The sequence below is a fragment of the Methylobacterium sp. WL12 genome (assembly GCF_008039475.1).
Lineage (GTDB): Bacteria > Pseudomonadota > Alphaproteobacteria > Rhizobiales > Beijerinckiaceae > Methylobacterium > Methylobacterium cerastii.
In genome coordinates this window covers 104503-121898 of sequence record NZ_VRUW01000004.1, presented here as the reverse complement: position 1 = coordinate 121898, position 17396 = coordinate 104503, and the positions used below count along the sequence as shown (strand labels likewise).

The 17396-nt window shown below is 72.5% G+C and carries 15 protein-coding genes; 11 read left to right on the top strand and 4 right to left on the bottom strand.

Annotated elements, in window-relative coordinates:
• Positions 1-22 precede the first annotated feature (22 nt).
• A complete protein-coding gene (ispG, locus tag FV226_RS03325) occupies positions 23-1342 on the bottom strand; it encodes a flavodoxin-dependent (E)-4-hydroxy-3-methylbut-2-enyl-diphosphate synthase (RefSeq protein ID WP_147752206.1) in 1320 nt (439 codons plus the stop codon).
• 449 nt (positions 1343-1791) lie between these two features.
• Between ispG and FV226_RS03320 the strand changes: the two genes are divergently transcribed.
• The 3 genes from FV226_RS03320 (at position 1792) to FV226_RS03310 (ending at position 4554) form a co-directional block, all read left to right on the top strand.
• Positions 1792-2931, top strand: coding sequence for a patatin-like phospholipase family protein (locus FV226_RS03320; protein WP_147761796.1), 1140 nt, complete (start codon positions 1792-1794; stop codon positions 2929-2931).
• 80 nt (positions 2932-3011) lie between these two features.
• Positions 3012-3665: a sigma-70 family RNA polymerase sigma factor gene (locus tag FV226_RS03315; protein ID WP_147761795.1), complete on the top strand. Its 654-nt coding sequence runs from the start codon at positions 3012-3014 to the stop codon at positions 3663-3665.
• Between the two features lie 115 nt (positions 3666-3780).
• The gene (locus tag FV226_RS03310; RefSeq protein WP_147761794.1) at positions 3781-4554 is read left to right on the top strand and encodes an anti-sigma factor; all 774 of its coding nucleotides are present in this window, start codon (positions 3781-3783) and stop codon (positions 4552-4554) included.
• 7 nt (positions 4555-4561) lie between these two features.
• On the opposite strand, the gene FV226_RS03305 is transcribed toward FV226_RS03310, so the two are convergent.
• Positions 4562-5560 carry a bifunctional riboflavin kinase/FAD synthetase gene (locus tag FV226_RS03305; protein ID WP_147761793.1) on the bottom strand — a complete coding sequence of 333 codons (999 nt, stop codon included), beginning with the start codon at positions 5558-5560 and terminating at the stop codon, positions 4562-4564.
• A gap of 256 nt (positions 5561-5816) precedes the next feature.
• On the opposite strand from FV226_RS03305, the gene FV226_RS03300 reads away from it, so the two are divergent.
• The 8 genes from FV226_RS03300 to FV226_RS03265 all read left to right on the top strand — a co-directional run bounded on the left by FV226_RS03300 (position 5817) and on the right by FV226_RS03265 (position 15037).
• The gene (locus FV226_RS03300) at positions 5817-7301 is read left to right on the top strand and encodes an ATP-binding protein (RefSeq protein WP_238270965.1); all 1485 of its coding nucleotides are present in this window, start codon (positions 5817-5819) and stop codon (positions 7299-7301) included.
• Between the two features lies 1 nt (position 7302).
• Positions 7303-8694 carry a sigma-54 dependent transcriptional regulator gene (locus tag FV226_RS03295; protein ID WP_147752210.1) on the top strand — a complete coding sequence of 464 codons (1392 nt, stop codon included), beginning with the start codon at positions 7303-7305 and terminating at the stop codon, positions 8692-8694.
• Between the two features lie 96 nt (positions 8695-8790).
• Positions 8791-9444, top strand: coding sequence for a hypothetical protein (locus tag FV226_RS03290; RefSeq protein ID WP_147752211.1), 654 nt, complete (start codon positions 8791-8793; stop codon positions 9442-9444).
• A 31-nt stretch (positions 9445-9475) separates the two neighbouring features.
• Positions 9476-9949: a hypothetical protein gene (locus tag FV226_RS03285; RefSeq protein WP_187275129.1), complete on the top strand. Its 474-nt coding sequence runs from the start codon at positions 9476-9478 to the stop codon at positions 9947-9949.
• 98 nt (positions 9950-10047) lie between these two features.
• Positions 10048-11382 carry an MFS transporter gene (locus tag FV226_RS03280; protein ID WP_147761792.1) on the top strand — a complete coding sequence of 445 codons (1335 nt, stop codon included), beginning with the start codon at positions 10048-10050 and terminating at the stop codon, positions 11380-11382.
• A 29-nt stretch (positions 11383-11411) separates the two neighbouring features.
• The gene (locus FV226_RS03275; protein ID WP_147752213.1) at positions 11412-12731 is read left to right on the top strand and encodes a metallophosphoesterase; all 1320 of its coding nucleotides are present in this window, start codon (positions 11412-11414) and stop codon (positions 12729-12731) included.
• A 79-nt stretch (positions 12732-12810) separates the two neighbouring features.
• On the top strand, positions 12811-14064 hold the full coding sequence (locus FV226_RS03270) for an arsenic transporter (RefSeq protein WP_147761791.1): 1254 nt from the start codon (positions 12811-12813) through the stop codon (positions 14062-14064).
• 43 nt (positions 14065-14107) lie between these two features.
• A complete protein-coding gene (locus FV226_RS03265; RefSeq protein ID WP_147752215.1) occupies positions 14108-15037 on the top strand; it encodes a DMT family transporter in 930 nt (309 codons plus the stop codon).
• 26 nt (positions 15038-15063) lie between these two features.
• Here FV226_RS03265 and FV226_RS03260 read toward each other — a convergent pair whose 3' ends face one another.
• On the bottom strand, positions 15064-16761 hold the full coding sequence (locus FV226_RS03260) for a thiamine pyrophosphate-binding protein (protein WP_147761790.1): 1698 nt from the start codon (positions 16759-16761) through the stop codon (positions 15064-15066).
• A gap of 135 nt (positions 16762-16896) precedes the next feature.
• Entirely contained in the window at positions 16897-17214 is a 318-nt protein-coding gene (locus FV226_RS27865) for a hypothetical protein (protein ID WP_187278699.1), read from the bottom strand.
• Positions 17215-17396 lie beyond the last annotated feature (182 nt).

Genomic DNA, 17396 nt, shown 5'->3' with positions numbered 1-17396 from the left:
TACGCTTTACAATCGGGTCGTCCTACTCCGCGGCGTTGCGCGCGCCCTGGCCGAAGCGGCGCTCGATGTAGTCGATCACCACCGTCTCGAAGTCCTTGGCCAGCGTCGCGCCGCGGAGCGTCATCGCCTTCTTGCCGTCGATGAAGACAGGCGCAGTCGGGGTCTCGCCGGTGCCCGGCAGCGAGATGCCGATGTCGGCGTGCTTCGATTCGCCGGGTCCGTTGACGATGCAGCCCATCACCGCGACGTTCAGGCCCTCGACGCCCGGATAGGTCTTCTTCCACTCCGGCATCGAGGTGACGATCCAGTTCTGGATGTCGCGGGCGAGTTCCTGGAACGTGGTCGAGGTGGTGCGGCCGCAGCCGGGGCAGGCCGCGACCATCGGCACGAAGGTGCGGAAGCCCATGGTCTGCAGCAATTCCTGGCTGGCCTTCACCTCGACGGTGCGGTCGCCGCCGGGCTCGGGCGTCAGCGAGTAACGGATCGTGTCGCCGATGCCTTCCTGCAGCAGCACGCCGATGGCGGCCGACGCCGCGACCAAGCCCTTCGAGCCCATGCCGGCCTCGGTGAGGCCGAGGTGGATCGCGTAGTCCGAGCGGCGGGCGACCTCGCGGTAGACCGCAATCAGGTCCTGCACCGCCGAGACCTTGGCGGAGAGGATGATGCGGTCCTTCGGCAGGCCCAGCTCCACCGCGCGCTCCGCCGAGGAGAGCGCCGACTGAACCATCGCCTCGCGCATCACGGCGCGGGCGTCGATCGGCCGGGGAAGCCTCGCGTTCTCGTCCATCAGGTGGGTGAGCAGCGCTTCGTCGAGCGAGCCCCAATTCGCGCCGATGCGCACGGTCTTCCCGTAGCGGATCGCCTGCTCGATGATCGTCGAGAACTGGACGTCCTTCTTCTCCTTGAAGCCGACGTTGCCCGGGTTGATCCGGTACTTCGCCAGCGCCTCGGCGCAGGCCGGATGGTCGGAGAGGAGCTTGTGGCCGATGTAGTGGAAGTCGCCTACCAGCGGCACGTGGCAGCCGATGCGGTCGAGGCGCTCGCGCACCTTCGGCACGGCGGCCGCGGCCTCGTCGCGGTCGACGGTGATGCGGACCAGCTCCGAGCCGGCCCGCGCCAGCTGGGCGACCTGCGCCACCGTGGCGTCGATGTCGGCGGTGTCGGTGTTGGTCATCGACTGGACGACGACCGGAGCCCCGCCGCCGACGATCACCGCGCCTTCGCCCTCGCCGACGCGCACGCCGACGGTGCGGTGCCGCGGAGCCGGCCCGGCGATCTCCGGTCCGGTCAGGCCCGCGACCTGCGCGGCGAGCGGGTTCTGGTCGAGGCTGGCGGCTTGCATGGCTTCCATCGTGGACCTTCGTTCAAGGCCTTGGTGTTTCGCGGGGCGCGATCGGCCGGCGGCTGCGCGCAGCATGCGATCGCGTTACGCCCTCGATCGTTTAGCTGCGATTGACGCACGACCGCGTCAATCCCGCGGCCCTGCATGTCTGCACCGCGCGTGTCATGTCGCATCCGCCCGGCGATGTCGAGTTCGCGCACGCCACAGCTCAGGCCGATCGTTCTCCGCGTGCCCCGGAAAGGCGTTGCCCGCCAACGGGATCGCGCGCTCCGCCGCCGGATTCCGAGCGTGCCCCTGCGATGCCGACACCGCCGATCGCCCCGCCTCTGGCAGGGCCGATTCGCGGAACCGTCGGGCGTTCGCCGCGCTTGCGCCGCCGCCACGTCCGTAGGAAAATGCTGCGGTGCGTGCGTTGATATTGCAGTGCAACAACCCATGTCGAGGCGATGATGACGTTGACCTCAAAGTCCTCCACCGATCGTCCCGAGCCGGACAACCCGGCCACCGCCGTGCCCGAGCCGGTCTCTGACGGCATCGCCGACAGCCCTTCCGCGCACCCGTCGCACCACGTGCTCGCAGGGCCGCGGGCCGAGAAGAACGTGGCGCTCGCGCTTCAGGGCGGCGGCGCGCACGGCGCCTTCACCTGGGGCGTCCTCGACGCGCTGATCGAGGACGGGCGCCTCGGCTTCGAGGCGGTGACGGGGGCGAGCGCCGGCGCAATGAACGCCGTGGTGATGATCGACGGCTGGCTCGCGGGCGGTCCCGAGGGCGCCCGCGCCGGGCTGGAGCGGTTCTGGCGCGAGGTCAGCCTCGACGGAGACTTCTCCCCCGGCCAGCGCAGCCTGTTCCACGGGATGTTCGGTGCCTTGAAGGGCAACCCGGTGATCGAGTTCTGGTCGAAGGTGCTGACGCCGAGCCCCTATGTCTCGAACCCGCTCAACATCAACCCGCTGCGCAAGGCGCTGGCCGCCCAGGTCGACTTCGAGCGCCTGCGCGAATCAAACACCGCCGGCGTCTTCGTCTCGGCCACCAACGTCTGGACCGGCAAGCTCGCGGTGTTCGAGCGCGAGCGCCTCACCGTCGATCACCTGATGGCCTCGGCTTGCCTGCCGACGGTGTTCCAGGCGGTGGAGATCGACGGCGTGCCCTACTGGGACGGCGGCTACCTCGGCAACCCGCCGCTCTACCCGCTGCATCGCGGCGCGGTGACCCGCGACATCGTCCTGGTGCAGATCAACCCGGTGGAGCGCCGCGAGACCCCGCGGACCGAGAAGGAGATCCAGGACCGGCTGAACGAGATCACCTTCAACGCCAACCTGATGCGCGAGCTGCGCGCGATCGACTTCGTCGACGGGCTGATCGAGGAGGGCGTGCTCGGCCAGGGCCAGTACCAGCGGGTGCTGGTCCACCGCATCGACGGCACCGACGCGCTGGAGGACTACAACGCCGCCTCGAAGCTCGACGCCCGCTGGCGCGTGTTCCAGCGCCTGCGCGACAAGGGCCGCGGCGCCGCGCAGGCCTGGCTCGCCGAGCATTACGAGAAGATCGGCCGCGACTGCTCCCTCGACCTGCAGAAGGCGTATCAGTAGGCGCCCCGCGCGGGATCGTCCCAAACGGGATTCTCGCTGCGCGGGTGGATTAAAGCCGCGCGCGGGTCCGTTTACGCTCCATGATCGCCGACAAGACCAAGCGTCCCGACATCGTCGACCTGCTGGTGCCGCTGCGGCGCTACGCGCGCTCGCTCACCCGCGACACCCTGCGGGCCGACGACCTCGTGCACGACACGCTGGTCCGCGCGCTGGAGGCGGAAGGCAGCCTCCGGCCGAACACCAACCTGCGCACCTGGATGATGACGGTGCTGCACAACGTCTTCATCGACGACCAGCGCCGCAAGCGCGTCGAGACCCGCCACGCCGACGTGCTGGTGCAGATGCACGAGGAGGTGGCGCCGCCGGCCCAGGAGGGCCAAGTCCGCCTCGCCCAGATCCGCCGCGCCTTCCTGACGCTCCCCGAGGAGCAGCGCGCCGCCCTGCACCTCGTCACCCTCGAAGGCATGGCCTACGCCGACGCGGCGGCGGTTCTCGGCATCCCGATCGGCACGCTGATGTCGCGTCTCGGGCGCGGCCGGGCGGCGTTGCGCGCCTTCGAGGAGGGCGAGGGCGGCGCGCGGGAGGGCACGGCGCGGAAAGCTCCCGGAAATGCTGCCGAGGAGTCGCGTGCGCGCGGGCCGGAGCGGCCGGGTCTGCGCCTCGTCGCCCGCGACGGCCGCTCTGAGGGGCCGGGCGACGCCCCCTACTTCCGTCGCGCCGTCGGGGACTTCTGACCCCGCGGAACGGGACGACGCCGGACGCGGTAGGCACCCCGGCGCGACGAGACGAACGGGCGGCAGGGCGGCGCCCCGCGTCGAGGACGACGAACGAGACGACAGGACGAGCGCGATGACCGACCCGATTGCAGACACCGACCTCATCGCCTTCGTCGACGGGCAGCTCGACGTGATGCGCCGCCTCGACGTGGAGGCGTACCTCGCCGGCCACCCCGACGTCGCCGCCCGGGTGATGGCCGAGATGCACGACCGCGACGCGCTGCGCGAATCCTTCGCCCCCTCGCCGGGCCCGGGGCCCGACCGGCTGCGCCTCGCCGCCCGCCGCCTCGACCGGTCCCTGCGCTGGAGCTCGTTCGCGTCGCGCCTCAAGCGGGCGGCGGCGATCGCCGTGCTCGTTGGCGCCGGATGGCTCGCACACAGCGAGGTCGGCCAGTTCGGCGTGCCCGACACCTTCGCCTCGCCGGTTGACCCGGCCCTCGTCGCCGACGCGCAGCAGGCGCGCGAGGTCGCGCAACTGCGCGCCCGCATCGGCGCGCAGGGCACGCCGGCCTACGACCGCGACCGGCTCTCGGCCGCCACCGGCATCGCGCTCCCCGCCCTGCCGGACGGCTGGACCGTGCGCGACGTGCAGGTGTTTCCCGCCCGCAGCGGCACCGGGATCGAGGTGGCGTTCGCCGCCGGCGACCTCGGCGAGGTCTCGCTGTTCGCGACCCGGCGCCGCTCGTCCGGCCTCGTGCAGGCGGCCGGGCTCGCCACCGATGTAGAGGATGCCGGCGACGGCGCGACGCTCGCCTGGACCACCGGCGACTCGGCCTACGCCGTCAGCGGCGGCCACGACGCGAAGGATTTGCGGCACGCGGCCCTGGCATTGGCCGCCGCGCCCTGAGGGCGGCTCAGCCGAGCATCGACGGCGTCCGGTCGGCGGCGAGCATCGTGCGCGCCTCGGCCGAATCGACGTCCATCCGGGCGATCAGCGCCTCGGCGCTCGAGAACCGCTCCTCGCCGCGGATGAAGCCCACGAGTTCGACCGCGATCTCCTGCCCGTAGAGGTCGCCCGAGAAGCCGAACAGGTTCACTTCCAGGAGCGGCGCGCCGTCGTCGAAGGTCGGGCGGCGACCGTAGCTCGCCACGCCGTCGCGCATCGTGCCGTCGGGCAAGCGCACGCGCACCGCGTAGATGCCGTGGGCGAGCGCGCACTCGGTGAGGGCGAGGTTGGCTGTCGGGTAACCCAGCGTGCGCCCGCGTTTGTCGCCGTGCCGCACGGCGGCGAGCACGAACCAGCGGTAGCCGAGCAGCGCGTTGGCACGGGCCACGTCGCCCTCCGCCAGCGCCCGCCTGATCGCGCTCGACGAGACCGGCTCGGCCTCGCCGCCGTGCGCCACCGGTGCCACGACGCGGCAGGACAGGTCGATCTCGGCGCAGAGTGCCGCGAGCGTCGCCGGCGTGCCCTCGCGTCCGCGCCCGAAGTGGAAGTCGTGCCCGACGACGACGCCGGTGAGGCCGAGGTCGTCGCGCAGCAGCCGCTCCACGAAGTCGCGCGCGCCGGTGCCGGCGAGTCCCGCGTCGAACCGGCGCACGATCACCCCGTCGAGGCCGAGCCGGCGGAAGACGATCTCGCGGGCGGCGACGCCGGTGAGGCGGAACATCGGCTTGTCGGGGGCGAAGTAGGCGCGCGGATGCGGCTCGAAGGTGAGGATCGCCGAGGGCGCGCCGGTCTCGGCGGCGGCTCCGCGCACTGCGGCCACCAGTTCGCGATGCCCGCGATGGACCCCGTCGAAGTTGCCGATCCCGGCGACGGCGCCGCGCAGGGCTGCCGGCACCGGCTCGTCCTCGCGGCAGATCGTGAAGGGCCAGGGAGCCGTCTCGGGAGCCGTCTCGTCGCCTGACGCCATCGGGAGCTTTTGCGGATCGTCCAGTGCGGCGGCCCTCGCCGGAACCGCGGATTGCAGCGCCGCGGACCCTGTCGAAAACCGCCGGGGCGGTCAAGCGAGAGCGGCGCGCTGGGGACCGAACATCGCAAGGCGTTCCGTCCGCTTGGTCGGCCGGGCGGAACATGCGACGACCGGCAGCATCCGAGGCGGTGGCGCCCGGCCGTTGAGGGGGGCGACGACGCCCGGTGCGCGAGATCCGCTTCGAGCAAGGCCGGCGATGGCGCGGCCGGTGATCCCGCGCTCGCTGCGGGCGCGGCTGCTCGCGCTCTGGCTGCTGCTCCTCGCCTCCGCCGCGGCCACCGGCTACCTGCTGTTCGCGTTCTACAGTCAGTCGGCCGACGTGCAGGTCGGCCAGGCCGAGGTCGCGGTCGCCCGCGCCTGCCGCGAGATCGTCGATCGCACCGCCTTCGTCACCGGCGCGATGGCCTCGACGCGGATCGTCGACGCCAGCCTTCGCGCCGACCTCGCCGACGCGGTGAGCGTGGCGCTCGCCCGGTCGCCCGGCGTCGAGGGCGGGGTCTGGACCGCCGCCGAGGGCTCGGTCGCCTACGCCTTCCCGACCTACGAGGGCACCGGGCCCAAGACCGACCTGCCCTCGGCCGAGCGCGAGAGCATCGCGCAGATCAACGCCGACGCGCTGCGCACCGAGCGGCCCGCGGCGCTCCGCCGCCCGAGCCGGACGCAGGCGTTGTTGCTCCAGGCCTGCCCGCTGCGCGGCCCGATCGCCGGCGCGACCGCCTGGACCATGGCGCGGATCCAGACCGACCACGGCCCGGCCTACCGGCAGCTGCTCGCGGGCTTCGCCTTCCTCGCCGCCACCGTGCTCGGCTCGGCCCTGTTCCTCGGCCGCTTCCTCTACGGCTTTTCCGGCCACATCGCCCGGCTGAAGGCCCAGCTCGCCGCGCCGCGCTCCGAGCGCGGCGACCTGCCCGACCTCGCGCCCACCGGCGAGCCGGAGCTCGACCGCCTCGTCGATGCGTTGAACGCAGCGAGCGCGCGTCTGCGCGAGGCGCAAGGGCGCGCCGTGGCGGCGGAAAAGCTCGCTGCGGTCGGGCGCCTGTCGGCGAGCGTCGCCCACGAGATCCGCAACCCCCTGTCGGCCATGCGCCTCAAGGCCGAGAACGCCCTGGCGAGCGGCGACCCGGCCCGCGCCCGCGGCGCCATCGAGACCGTGCTGCAGCAGGTCGCGCGCATCGACGGCCTCCTTGCCGACCTCCTCGGGCTGACGCAGACGCGGCCCCCCGTGCGGGCGCCCGCCGACGTCGCCGCCCTCGTGGAGGCCAGCGCCCACCTGCACGAGGACCTCGCCCGAGAGCAGAGCGTGCGGCTCGCCGTCGAGACCGACGGGCTGCCGCCCGGCGCCCGGGTCTCGATCGACGCCGGCCAGGTCGCCCGGGCGCTGGACAACCTCGTGCTCAACGCGCTCCAGCACGTGCCCGAGGGCGGCCTCGTCCGGCTCGCCGCCGCCCGGGTCGGGGAGGGCGGCGGCGCGCGCCTGCTGCTGACGGTGTCGGATACCGGGCCGGGCGTCCCCGCCGCGATTCGGGCCGAGCCGTTCGAGCCCTTCGCCACCGGGCGCCCCGACGGCACCGGCCTCGGCCTCGCCATCGTGCGCGAGATCGCCCGCGCCCACGACGGCGAGGTCCGGCTGATGGAATCGACCGTCGGCGCCACCTTCGAGATCGACCTGCCATGGCTGTGAGATGGCGCTGATCCTGATCGTCGACGACGACGCGGCATTGGCCGAGAGCTTGGCCGAGACCATCGCCGACCTCGGCCATCGCCCCCTCGTGGCGGCGTCGGGCCGCGAGGCGCTGTCGCGGCTGGCGGCCGAGCCGCGGGTGGCCGCGATCCTCCTCGACCTGCGCATGCCGGGCGACCTCGACGGCATGGCGGTGCTCGCCCGCATCCGCGCGCAGGACAGCCCCCCGCCGGTCACCGTGCTCACGGCCTACGCCAACGCTGGCAACACCATCGAGGCGATGCGCCTCGGCGCGCACGACCACCTGACGAAGCCCGTCGGCCGGGCCGACCTTGCGGCGGTGCTGGCGGCGATGCTCGAACGGCCGGCGATCCCGTCGAGCTCTGCCGTCGAGCCCGGCCCCGGCGACGGCCTCGTCGGGTCGAGCGCCGGGATGCGGCGGGTCCAGAAGACGATCGGCCTGGCCGCCGACAGCGACGCGACCATCCTGATCCGCGGCGAGACCGGCACCGGCAAGGAGCTGGTGGCACGCGCGCTCCACACCTACGCCCGGCGGCGCACCGGGGCCTTCGTCCCGGTCAACTGCGCCGCGATCCCCCGCGACCTCCTCGAGAGCGAGCTGTTCGGCCACGTCCGCGGCGCCTTCAGCGGCGCGGTGACGGACCGGCCCGGCGCCTTCCGGGAGGCGCAGGGGGGAACGCTGTTCCTCGACGAGATCGGCGACATGCCGCGCGAGATGCAGGCCAAGATCCTGCGGGTGATCCAGGACAAGGTGGTGGCGCCGGTGGGCGGCCGCCCGGTCGCCGTCGCGGTGCGCGTGGTGGCAGCCACCCACCGGGACCTGCCGGGGATGGTCGCCGCCGGCACGTTCCGCGAGGACCTGTACTATCGCCTCAACGTCGTGCCGATCGCGCTGCCGCCCCTGCGCGAGCGCCTCGCCGACATCCTGCCGCTGGCCGAGCACTTCCTGGCCGGCGCTGGGCTCGGGGGCAAGCGCCTGACGGCGGCGGCGGCCGCGCGGCTGCTCGGCCATGCCTGGCCGGGCAACGTGCGCGAGCTGCGCAACGTGATCGAGCGCGCCGGCGTGCTCGTGCGCGGCGACGCGATCGACGCGCAGGACCTCGACCTGCCCGCCGCCTCCCGCAAGCCCGAGCCGGTGGACTGGCTCTCCGGAGACCTGCCCGGCGCCGTCGCGCGGCTGGAGGCCGCGATGATCGCAGCCGCCCTGGAGGCGGCCGGCGGCAACCGCACCGCGGCGGCCCGGCGTCTCGGCATCCAGCGACAGCTGCTCTACGCCAAGATCGAGCGCTACGGCCTCGGCGCACCGCCGGACGGGACCGACCTGTCCGATATTCCGACGGATACCGTCGTGAATCCCGACGGTCGAGCTTGACCGTTGCACGCGCAACTGTCTGATCCGTAAGCTTTTTGTCCGTGGCACGGAGGGTGCCATGGCCCTCCCGTGATGTCATTGCGACAGGGAGGCTTCGTGCGACACGGTCAAACGCTCATCGCGTCCGCGATCCTGGCGCTCGCCGCGTCATCGGGCGGTGCGACGGCGCAGTCGGTGTTCGATCCGAGCGGCTTGCCTCAGACTCGCGGGACAGTGCGGCAGTATACGCTGACGCCGCGAGGCGACGTCGACGGCCTGATCCTTACCGACGGCACCGAGGTGAAGGCGCCGCCCCATCTCAGCGCGCAGCTCGTCTTCGCGGTGCGCCCGGGGGACGCCGTCACGATCCACGGCCTCAAGGCCCGCGCATTGCCGCTGGTGGATGGCAGCCTGATCCGCAACGACGCCACCGGGGCGACAGTGGCCGACCTCGGCCCGCCCCGGCGCGACCGCGCCGAGACGACGGTGAGCGGGCGCGTCGGCATGGCGCTGCACGGCAAGCGCGGCGAGATCAACGGCGTCCTGCTGGAGGACGGCACGCAGGTGCGGATGCCGCCGCGGGAAGCCGAGCGCTGGAGCGTCGAGCTCCAGGCCGGGCGATCCCTGACCGTCCGCGGAATCCTCCTGCGCACCGCCCTCGGCACGGTGATGGAGGCGCACGCCGTCGGCGCCTCCGCCGGGGCGATGACCGAGATCGACCCTGGGCCGCCGCCACCGCCTCCGCCGGACGCTCCGCCGCCTCCGCGCTGAACCCAACGTTCCTCAACCCGTCGAGACACACATGACCACCATGAAAGCCGCCGGCATCGTCTGGGGCGTCTTCGGCCACCGCTTCGCCATCGAGGGCGCCGACGGACGCCACCTCGCCGACCTCGGGCCGAAGGGCGCCGAGGGCGTCGCGCTCCGCGTCGGCGACGCGGTGACCGTCGAGGGCGAGAAGAAGCCCTCGGAGATCAAGGTCGCGCGGCTCACCACCGCCGACGGCACGGTGCACGCGGTGACCTGGCCCGACAAGCACGCGGATTCGGAGGGCGACCCCGCCGCCGCGATCGCCGCCGCCGAGGCCGCCGGCTACCGCGTCACGGGCGAGCCGGAGCGCAAGCCCAAGCACGTCGAGGTGCCGGCCGAGAAGGACGGCCGCGCCGTCCGCCTGCACGTCGACCGCGACGGCACGGTGCGCGAGCCGAAGCCCAAGACCCAAGCGAAGACCGAGTTGAAGACCGACTCCAAGTCCGCCTCGGCCGAGGCGGCCTGATCGGTCGACCGAGGCGGAACACCGCCGCGGTCGAGGACTTGAGCACGCGGCCGAGCGGAGCGATCCGCCCGGCCGCAGGACAGACGAGGGGGGACGGCGTGAGCACGACACAAGCGGGGGCGAGGGGCGGCACGGCCGACCCGGCGCCGACGGCGAAGACCCTGCGCGGGCTCGACGCCCTCAACTTCTTCCTCGCCGACGTGCGCGACGGCCTGGGGCCGTATCTCGCGATCTACCTGATCGCCGTGCGCGGGCCCGACCAGGGCTGGAACGAGGCGACCACCGGCCTGATCATGACGATCGCCGGCGTGGCCGGCCTGATCGCGCAGACGCCGGCCGGCGTGCTCATCGACGGCACCAACGCCAAGCGCGCCGTGGTGATCGCCGCCGCGCTCGCGGTGACGGCGAGCTGCCTCGCGCTGCCCTTCATCGGCAACTTCTACCTCGTAGCCGCGACCCAGTCGGTGGCGGGCGTCGCCGGGGCGATCTTTCCGCCCGCGCTCGCCGCCATTACCCTCGGGATCGTCGGCCCCAAGATGTTCTCGCGGCGGATCGGCCGCAACGAGGGCTTCAACCATGCCGGCAACGCCGTCTCCGCCGCCCTCGCGGGTGGGCTCGCCTACTTCTTCGGACCCGTCGTGGTGTTCTGGCTGATGGGGGGGCTCGCCGTCTGCTCCGTCGGCGCGATGCTGCTGGTGCCGGCCGACGCCATCGACGACGACCTCGCCCGCGGCATGACCAAGGAGCAGGAGGCGGCCCGGGACGCCGCAGGCAAGGACAACGCGCCGTCGGGCCTCGCCACCTTGCTCAAGAACAAGCCGCTGCTGCTCTTCGCCGGCCTGTGCGCGCTGTTCCACCTGTCGAACGCTGCGATGCTGACCTCGGTCGGGCAGCTCCTCACGCACCTGTCGGGCAAGGACCACGCGACCTCGTTGATCGCGATCTGCATTGTCGCCGCGCAATGCGTGATGGTGCCGGTGGCGATGTTCGTCGGCGCCAAGGCCGACGCGATCGGCCGCAAGCCGATCTTCCTCGCGGCGTTCGGCGTGCTGGCGCTCCGCGGCGTGCTCTACACGCTCTCCGACAACCCGTTCTGGCTCGTCGGCGTCCAGCTCCTCGACGGGGTCGGCGCCGGCGTCTACGGCGCGCTGTTCCCGGTGGTGGTGGCCGACCTGACCCGCGGCGGCGGACGCTTCAACGCGGCCCAGGGCGCGGTGGCGACCGCGCAGGGGCTCGGCGCCGCGTTCAGCGCGACTTTCGCCGGCCTGATCATCGTCTCGGCGGGCTACTCGGCCGCGTTCCTGGCGCTGGCGGCGACCGCCGGTCTCGGCTTCGTCCTCTACCTGACGCTGATGCCCGAGACGCGGGACGAGGCCGCGGTCGGGGGCGGCTCGGACGGCGGCATGTCGTCCGCGATGCCCGCGACCGCCTGATCGGACAGACCGTGGACGAAACCGCCCCCATGCCGCACGAGCCCCCGCCGAACGCCGCGAGCGGGACGCCGACTCCCGAACCGCTCGTGTTCCTGCATGTCGGCGACCTTCACCTCACGACGCCCGACGCCCGTAACGCCGACGACTTCCGCGCGATCCTCGATCAGATCGCGGCGATCGCGCCGCGGCACCTGTTCGATTTCGTCTACCTGCCGGGCGACCTCGCCGAGAACGGCTGGGCCTGCGAATACGCGATCCTCGCCGACGCCCTCGCCCGGCAACCGCAACTGCCGGTCCGTCTGATCCCCGGCGACCACGACCGCCAGCAGGGGGCGATGGACGACTTCCAGGCGTTCCATGCCGGGCTCGTGGCGTCGCGCGGGCTGGAACCGCCGCGCAACTGGACGCTCGACCAGCCGCCGGTGGGATCGCCGGTCGAGACATGGCCGACGGCGGAGATTCCGCATTACTGCGCGTGCGAGGACATCCGCGGCGTCCGCTGCCTGTTCGTCGATATCGTCAGCCCGGGCTACGGCCGGAAGGGGATCGGCCTCGATTTCCGGCTCGGGCCGCATCAGACGCTTTGGCTCAGCGAGGCGCTGGTGCGGGCGGCCGAGGACGGGGTCCCCGTCGCGGTCTTCATGCACGCCTATCCCGACGACCTGCGCGAGCCCGACGACCGGGCCGACGTCGGAGGGCTCTTCTGGGAGGCGGGCGTGCGCCTCGTGGAGATGGGCCACACCCATTACAACGAACTCGCGCATGACGGCTGCACGCTCTACGCGGCGGCGCGCTCGGTCGGGCAGAACGAGGACGGCTCGGTCGGCTACGCGGTGTCGGCGATCGACGGGCCGGTGACGAGCTGGCGCTTCAAGCCCCTCGACCGGCCGTGGCCGTTCGTGCTGATCACCAGCCCCGCCGACCGGCGCGTGGCGACGCGGCCGACGTCCAAGCGGAACACCGGCATGAAGGGGATCAAGCGGGGTCGGATCAAGGTCCGCGCCGTCGTGCTGTCCGACGTGCCGCCGAAATACGTCCACTGCCGCGCCGGGACCGGCGCATGGCACCTGATGACCCTCGTGACGGGGCGCGTCTACGAGGCATGGCTTCCCTGGCCGAAGGGGGCCTCCGAGATCCAAGTCGAGGCCGTCCATCCGGACTGGAAGGGGCACGGGCCGGATCTCGTCGACACCGACGTGATCGAGCCGGTCACCGTCTTCGACGACCCGGACCTTGCGCTTTCGATCCCGACGAAGCCCGGAAGCGACGTGCCGCGAGTCGATGCGTGGCCCGAGAAGGGCGTGCGCGGCGACCAGCTCGGGCCCAACCGGGCCGGGCGCAAGTGGTGAGCGCCTGACACCAGGCTTTCGAGACGCAATGCGCCCTGCGGGGCGCCAGGGGACTATCGACGTGATCGCTGGACTGGCCATGACACCCAACCTCGCGACCTGGGGGATCGCGGGCGCCGCGACGCTCGGCGTGATCCTGCGGCCGTTCGGATGGCCGGAGGCGGTCTGGGCGGTGCTCGGGGCCGTCCTCCTCGTCGTCCTCGGGCTGCTGCCCTGGCACGATGCGCTCGACGGCGTCGCCAAGGGGACGGACGTGTACCTGTTCCTCGTCGGCATGATGCTGCTCGCCGAAATCGCGCGGAAGGAGGGCCTGTTCGACTGGCTCGCGACGATCGCGGTGCGGATGGCCAAGGGCTCGGCCACGCGGCTGTTCCTGCTGGTCTACGTCGTCGGCACGGTGGTGACGGTGTTCCTGTCGAACGACGCCTGCGCCGTGGTGCTGACGCCGGCGGTCTACGCCGCCACCAAGGCGGCGAAGGTCGAGAACCCGCTGCCCTACCTGTTCATCTGCGCCTTCATCGCCAACGCGGCGAGCTTCGTGCTGCCGATCTCGAACCCGGCCAACCTCGTCGTGTTCGCCGACCACATGCCGCCGCTGGGGGAATGGCTCAAGACCTTCGGCCTGCCCTCGGTGCTGGCGATCGTCACCACCTATCTCGTCCTGCGCGTCACGCAGAACGGCGTCCTGAAGAGCCAGGAGATCGCCACCGACGTCGAGGCCGCGTCGCTCGGGCTCGGCGGCAAGGTCGCCGGCGCCGGCATCGTCGCCACCGCGGTTGCGCTGATCGGGTCGTCGGCGGCCGGGATCGAGCTCGGCCTGCCGACCTTCATCGCGGGTCTGGCCACCACCCTCGTCGTCCTCGCGATCAAGCGCGGCGGCTTCGTCGCGGTGGTGAAGGACGTGTCGTGGAGCGTGCTGCCGCTGGTGGCCGGCCTGTTCGTCCTGGTCGAGGCGCTGGAGAAGTCCGGCGTCCTCAAGATGATCGCCGACCAGCTCAAGGCCTACGCCCAGGCCGACCCGGCGGGCACCGCCTGGGGCTCGGGCGTCGTCGTGGCGGTGGGCTCGAACCTCGTCAACAACCTGCCGGCGGGGCTGCTCGCCGGGGCCGCCGTCCACGCCGCCGCGGTCTCGAAGACCATCGCCGCCGCGATCCTGATCGGCGTCGACCTCGGGCCGAACCTCTCGGTCACCGGCTCGCTCGCCACGATCCTCTGGCTCACCGCGATCCGGCGCGAGGGCGAGGATGTCGGCTTCTGGCGCTTCCTCAAGCTCGGCCTGCTGGTGATGCCGCCGGCCCTCCTGCTGGCGCTCGCCGGCCTGCTCCTCGTCTGACCTCTCGCGTCAAAACCCCGTCTCTCGGACCGGAGATCCGCCCTTGAACGCCGCCCTGCTCTATCCCTTCATCCTGGTCGCCGGCGCCCTCCAGGCGCTGGGCAACTCCATGAACGCCCAGCTGCGGGGGCGGCTGGTGAACCCGTGGCTCGCGGCGACGGTGTCGTTCGCGCCGATCGTGTTCGTGTTCGCGACGCTGTTCTTCATCATGCCGACCCCGCTGCCGACCCTCGAGACCTTGGGCAAGATGCCCTGGTACGCGCCGCTCGGCGGCGTCGCCGGCGCGGTCGCGGTGTTCGGGGGCCTCGCCTTCATCGACAAGGTCGGCGCCGGGCCGTTCAACGGCCTCACGCTGACGGCCAACATCCTGGCCTCCCTCGCGATGGATTCGCTCGGCCTGTTCGGGCTTCAGGGCGGCGGCTTCAAGCCGCTGCCGTGGCTCGGCGGGCTGCTGATGGCGGTCGGCGTGGTGTTCATCGCCCGCACCACCGCCGACAAGGGCGGGGAGAAGGACGAGGGCCACGGCCTCAACCCGAAGCTGCTCTACCCGTTCATCGTCGTCGCCGGCATCCTGCAGGCGGTGGGCGTCGTCTGGAATTCGCAGCTGCGCGGCGCCCTCGTGAATCCCTGGCTCGCGGCCACCGTCTCGTTCCTGCCGGTGGTGTTCGTGTTCGCCCTGGTGTTCCTGGTGCGCCCGACCCCGCTGCCGAAGCGCGAGGACGTCGAGGGCGTGCGCTGGTGGATGCCGTTGGCCGGCATCACCGGTGCGGTGGCGGTGTTCGGCGGCCTGCTCTTCGTCGACACGGTCGGCGCCGGCGCCTTCAACGGCCTCCTGATCACCGCCAACCTGCTGACCTCGGTGGCGCTCGACCATTTCGGCTGGGTCGGCATGAAGCAGGTCAAGGCCGGCCCGTCACGGCTCGGCGGTGCCGCGCTGATGGTGGCCGGCATCCTGCTGATCTCGATCTTCTGACGATGCGGGCGCAGGCGGACGACGCGTCAACTGCCGGCGCCCTTGCTCTGCTCTCCCTTGCCCTGCGCCACCGCCCCGGCGCGGATCGCGTCGAGCGTCTGGGTCGGCGTCAGGGCCTGCGGATCGACGAGGCAGTGCAGCATCGCGGGCAGCCCGGAGGCGAGCGCCCGCTCGAAGGCCGGCGCGAACTCCTCCGTCCGCGCCACCCGCTCGCCGTGGCCGCCATAGGCGCGGGCGAGGGCGGCGAAGTCCGGGTTGCGCAGCCGCGTGCCGGAGACGCGGCCGGGATATGTGCGCTCCTGGTGCATGCGGATGGTGCCGTACATGCCGTTGTCGAGCACCACGACGAGGATCGGGATCGCGTACTGCACGGCGGTCGCGAATTCCTGGCCGGTCATCAGCACGTCGCCGTCGCCCGCGAGCGCGACCACGATGCGCTCGGGCCGGATGCGCTTGGCCATGATCGCGGCGGGCACGCCGTAGCCCATCGAGCCCGAGGTCGGCGCGAGCTGGGTGCGGAAACGCCGGAACCGGTAGTAGCGGTGGATCCAGGTGGCGAAGTTGCCGGCCCCGTTGCACAGGATCGCATCGGGCGGCAGCCGTTCGCGCAGCCACGTCACGGCCTCGCCGTACTGGAAGTCGCCAGGCGTCGGGGCCGGGCGCTCGGACCAGTCGCGGTAGCTCGCATGCGCCGCCGCCGCCCGGCCGTGTGGGTTCGAGACGGGTGGCGGCGACGCCCGCAGCGCCGCCAGGAGCGGGCCGGGCGCGGACTGGATCGCCAGCGTCGGCTGGTAGACGCGGCCGAGCTCGTTCGCATCCGGGTGGGCGTGGACCAGCGGCAGGCCGGGATCGGGAATGCCGAGCAGGCGATAGGATTGCGCCGGCATCTCCGACAGGCGGCCGCCGACCATCAGCAGCAGGTCGGCCTCGCGGATGCGCGCGACGAGGGCCGGGTTCGGGCCGATGCCGAGCTCGCCGGCGTAGTTCGGATGGTCGGCGGGAAACAGGTGGGCGCGTCGGAACGAGGTCGCCACCGGCAGGTCCTCGGCCGCGGCGAAGGCGACGAGGTCGTCCCGCGCCGCCTCGCTCCAGCGCGAGCCGCCGACGAGCACGACCGGCTTTTGCGCGCCATCGAGCATCCGGCGCAGCGCGAAAACGTCCTCCGGCCGGGGCGCGGGCTCCGCCGGCGCGACGGACCCCGCGTCCGCGACGGCGACGGCGTCGTCGAGCATGTCCTCCGGCAGCGCCACCACCACCGGGCCGGGGCGCCCCTGCATCGCCACCCGGAAGGCACGGGCGATGAGCTCTGGGATGCGCGCGGCGTCGTCGACCTCGACGACCCACTTGGCCACCGTGCCGAACATCGCCCGGTAGTCGATCTCCTGGAAGGCGTCGCGGTCGCGCATGCCGCGGGCGACCTGGCCGACGAACAGGATCATCGGGGTCGAATCCTGCTGCGCCACGTGGAGGCCCGCCGACGCGTTGGCGGCGCCGGGGCCGCGGGTGACGAAGCAGACGCCCGGCCGGCCGGTGAGCTTGCCCGCCGCCTCGGCCATCATCGCGGCCCCTCCCTCCTGCCGGCAGACCAGCACATCGACGTCCGTGTCGTAGAGCGCGTCGAGGACGGCGAGGTAGCTCTCGCCGGGGACGCAGGTCAGCCGGTCGACGCCCTGCGCCAGGAGCTGGTCGACGAGCACGCGCGCGCCGGTTCGGGTTCGGACCATCGGCGGTTTCCTCGCGCGGACCGGATCGGTCGCGCTCGCCCGACGCAGTCTGGTTCGCCCGGCTCCGAAGGCAAGGCCGTACTGCCCGGCCGGATGGAGGCTCTTCCGTGGGGAGGCCGCCGCGCAGTCGGCGGTTCAGTCCGCCTCGTCCTCGGAGGCGGACATCGCATCGCGGAAGCGCCGCAGCCGGGCGCCGGCCGTCTTCGGTTCGGTCGCGCGCGCCGCGCCGAACGGAAGGGGAGGGGCATCGCGCAGGCCCGGCTCCGGTTGCGCCTGCACCACCGGCGCGCCGATCGCGGCCATCAGGACGCGCAGCCCATCGATCCATTCCTCGGCGTCGGCGAGCGAGGCGAAGCCCTCGCGCCGATACGTCTTGTCGGGCGCGACGGTGGCGGCTGCGTCGAACAGACCGTCGTCCCGGTCGTGGATGCGATAGGAAACTCGGCGAGACATGATGAATAGATACCTCAACCTTCCCCGCGCGAGAAGGTTGCCCGTGATGAAATCGGGCCTGATCGGATCGGTTCCGACTTGAGACCCACCTGCGACAGCCACGCGCGGCCCGTGCCGCGCACCCACCCTAAAGTCCCGCTCCGCCTCGATTGCCCGCCTTCACCATCCGGGCCACGATGAGG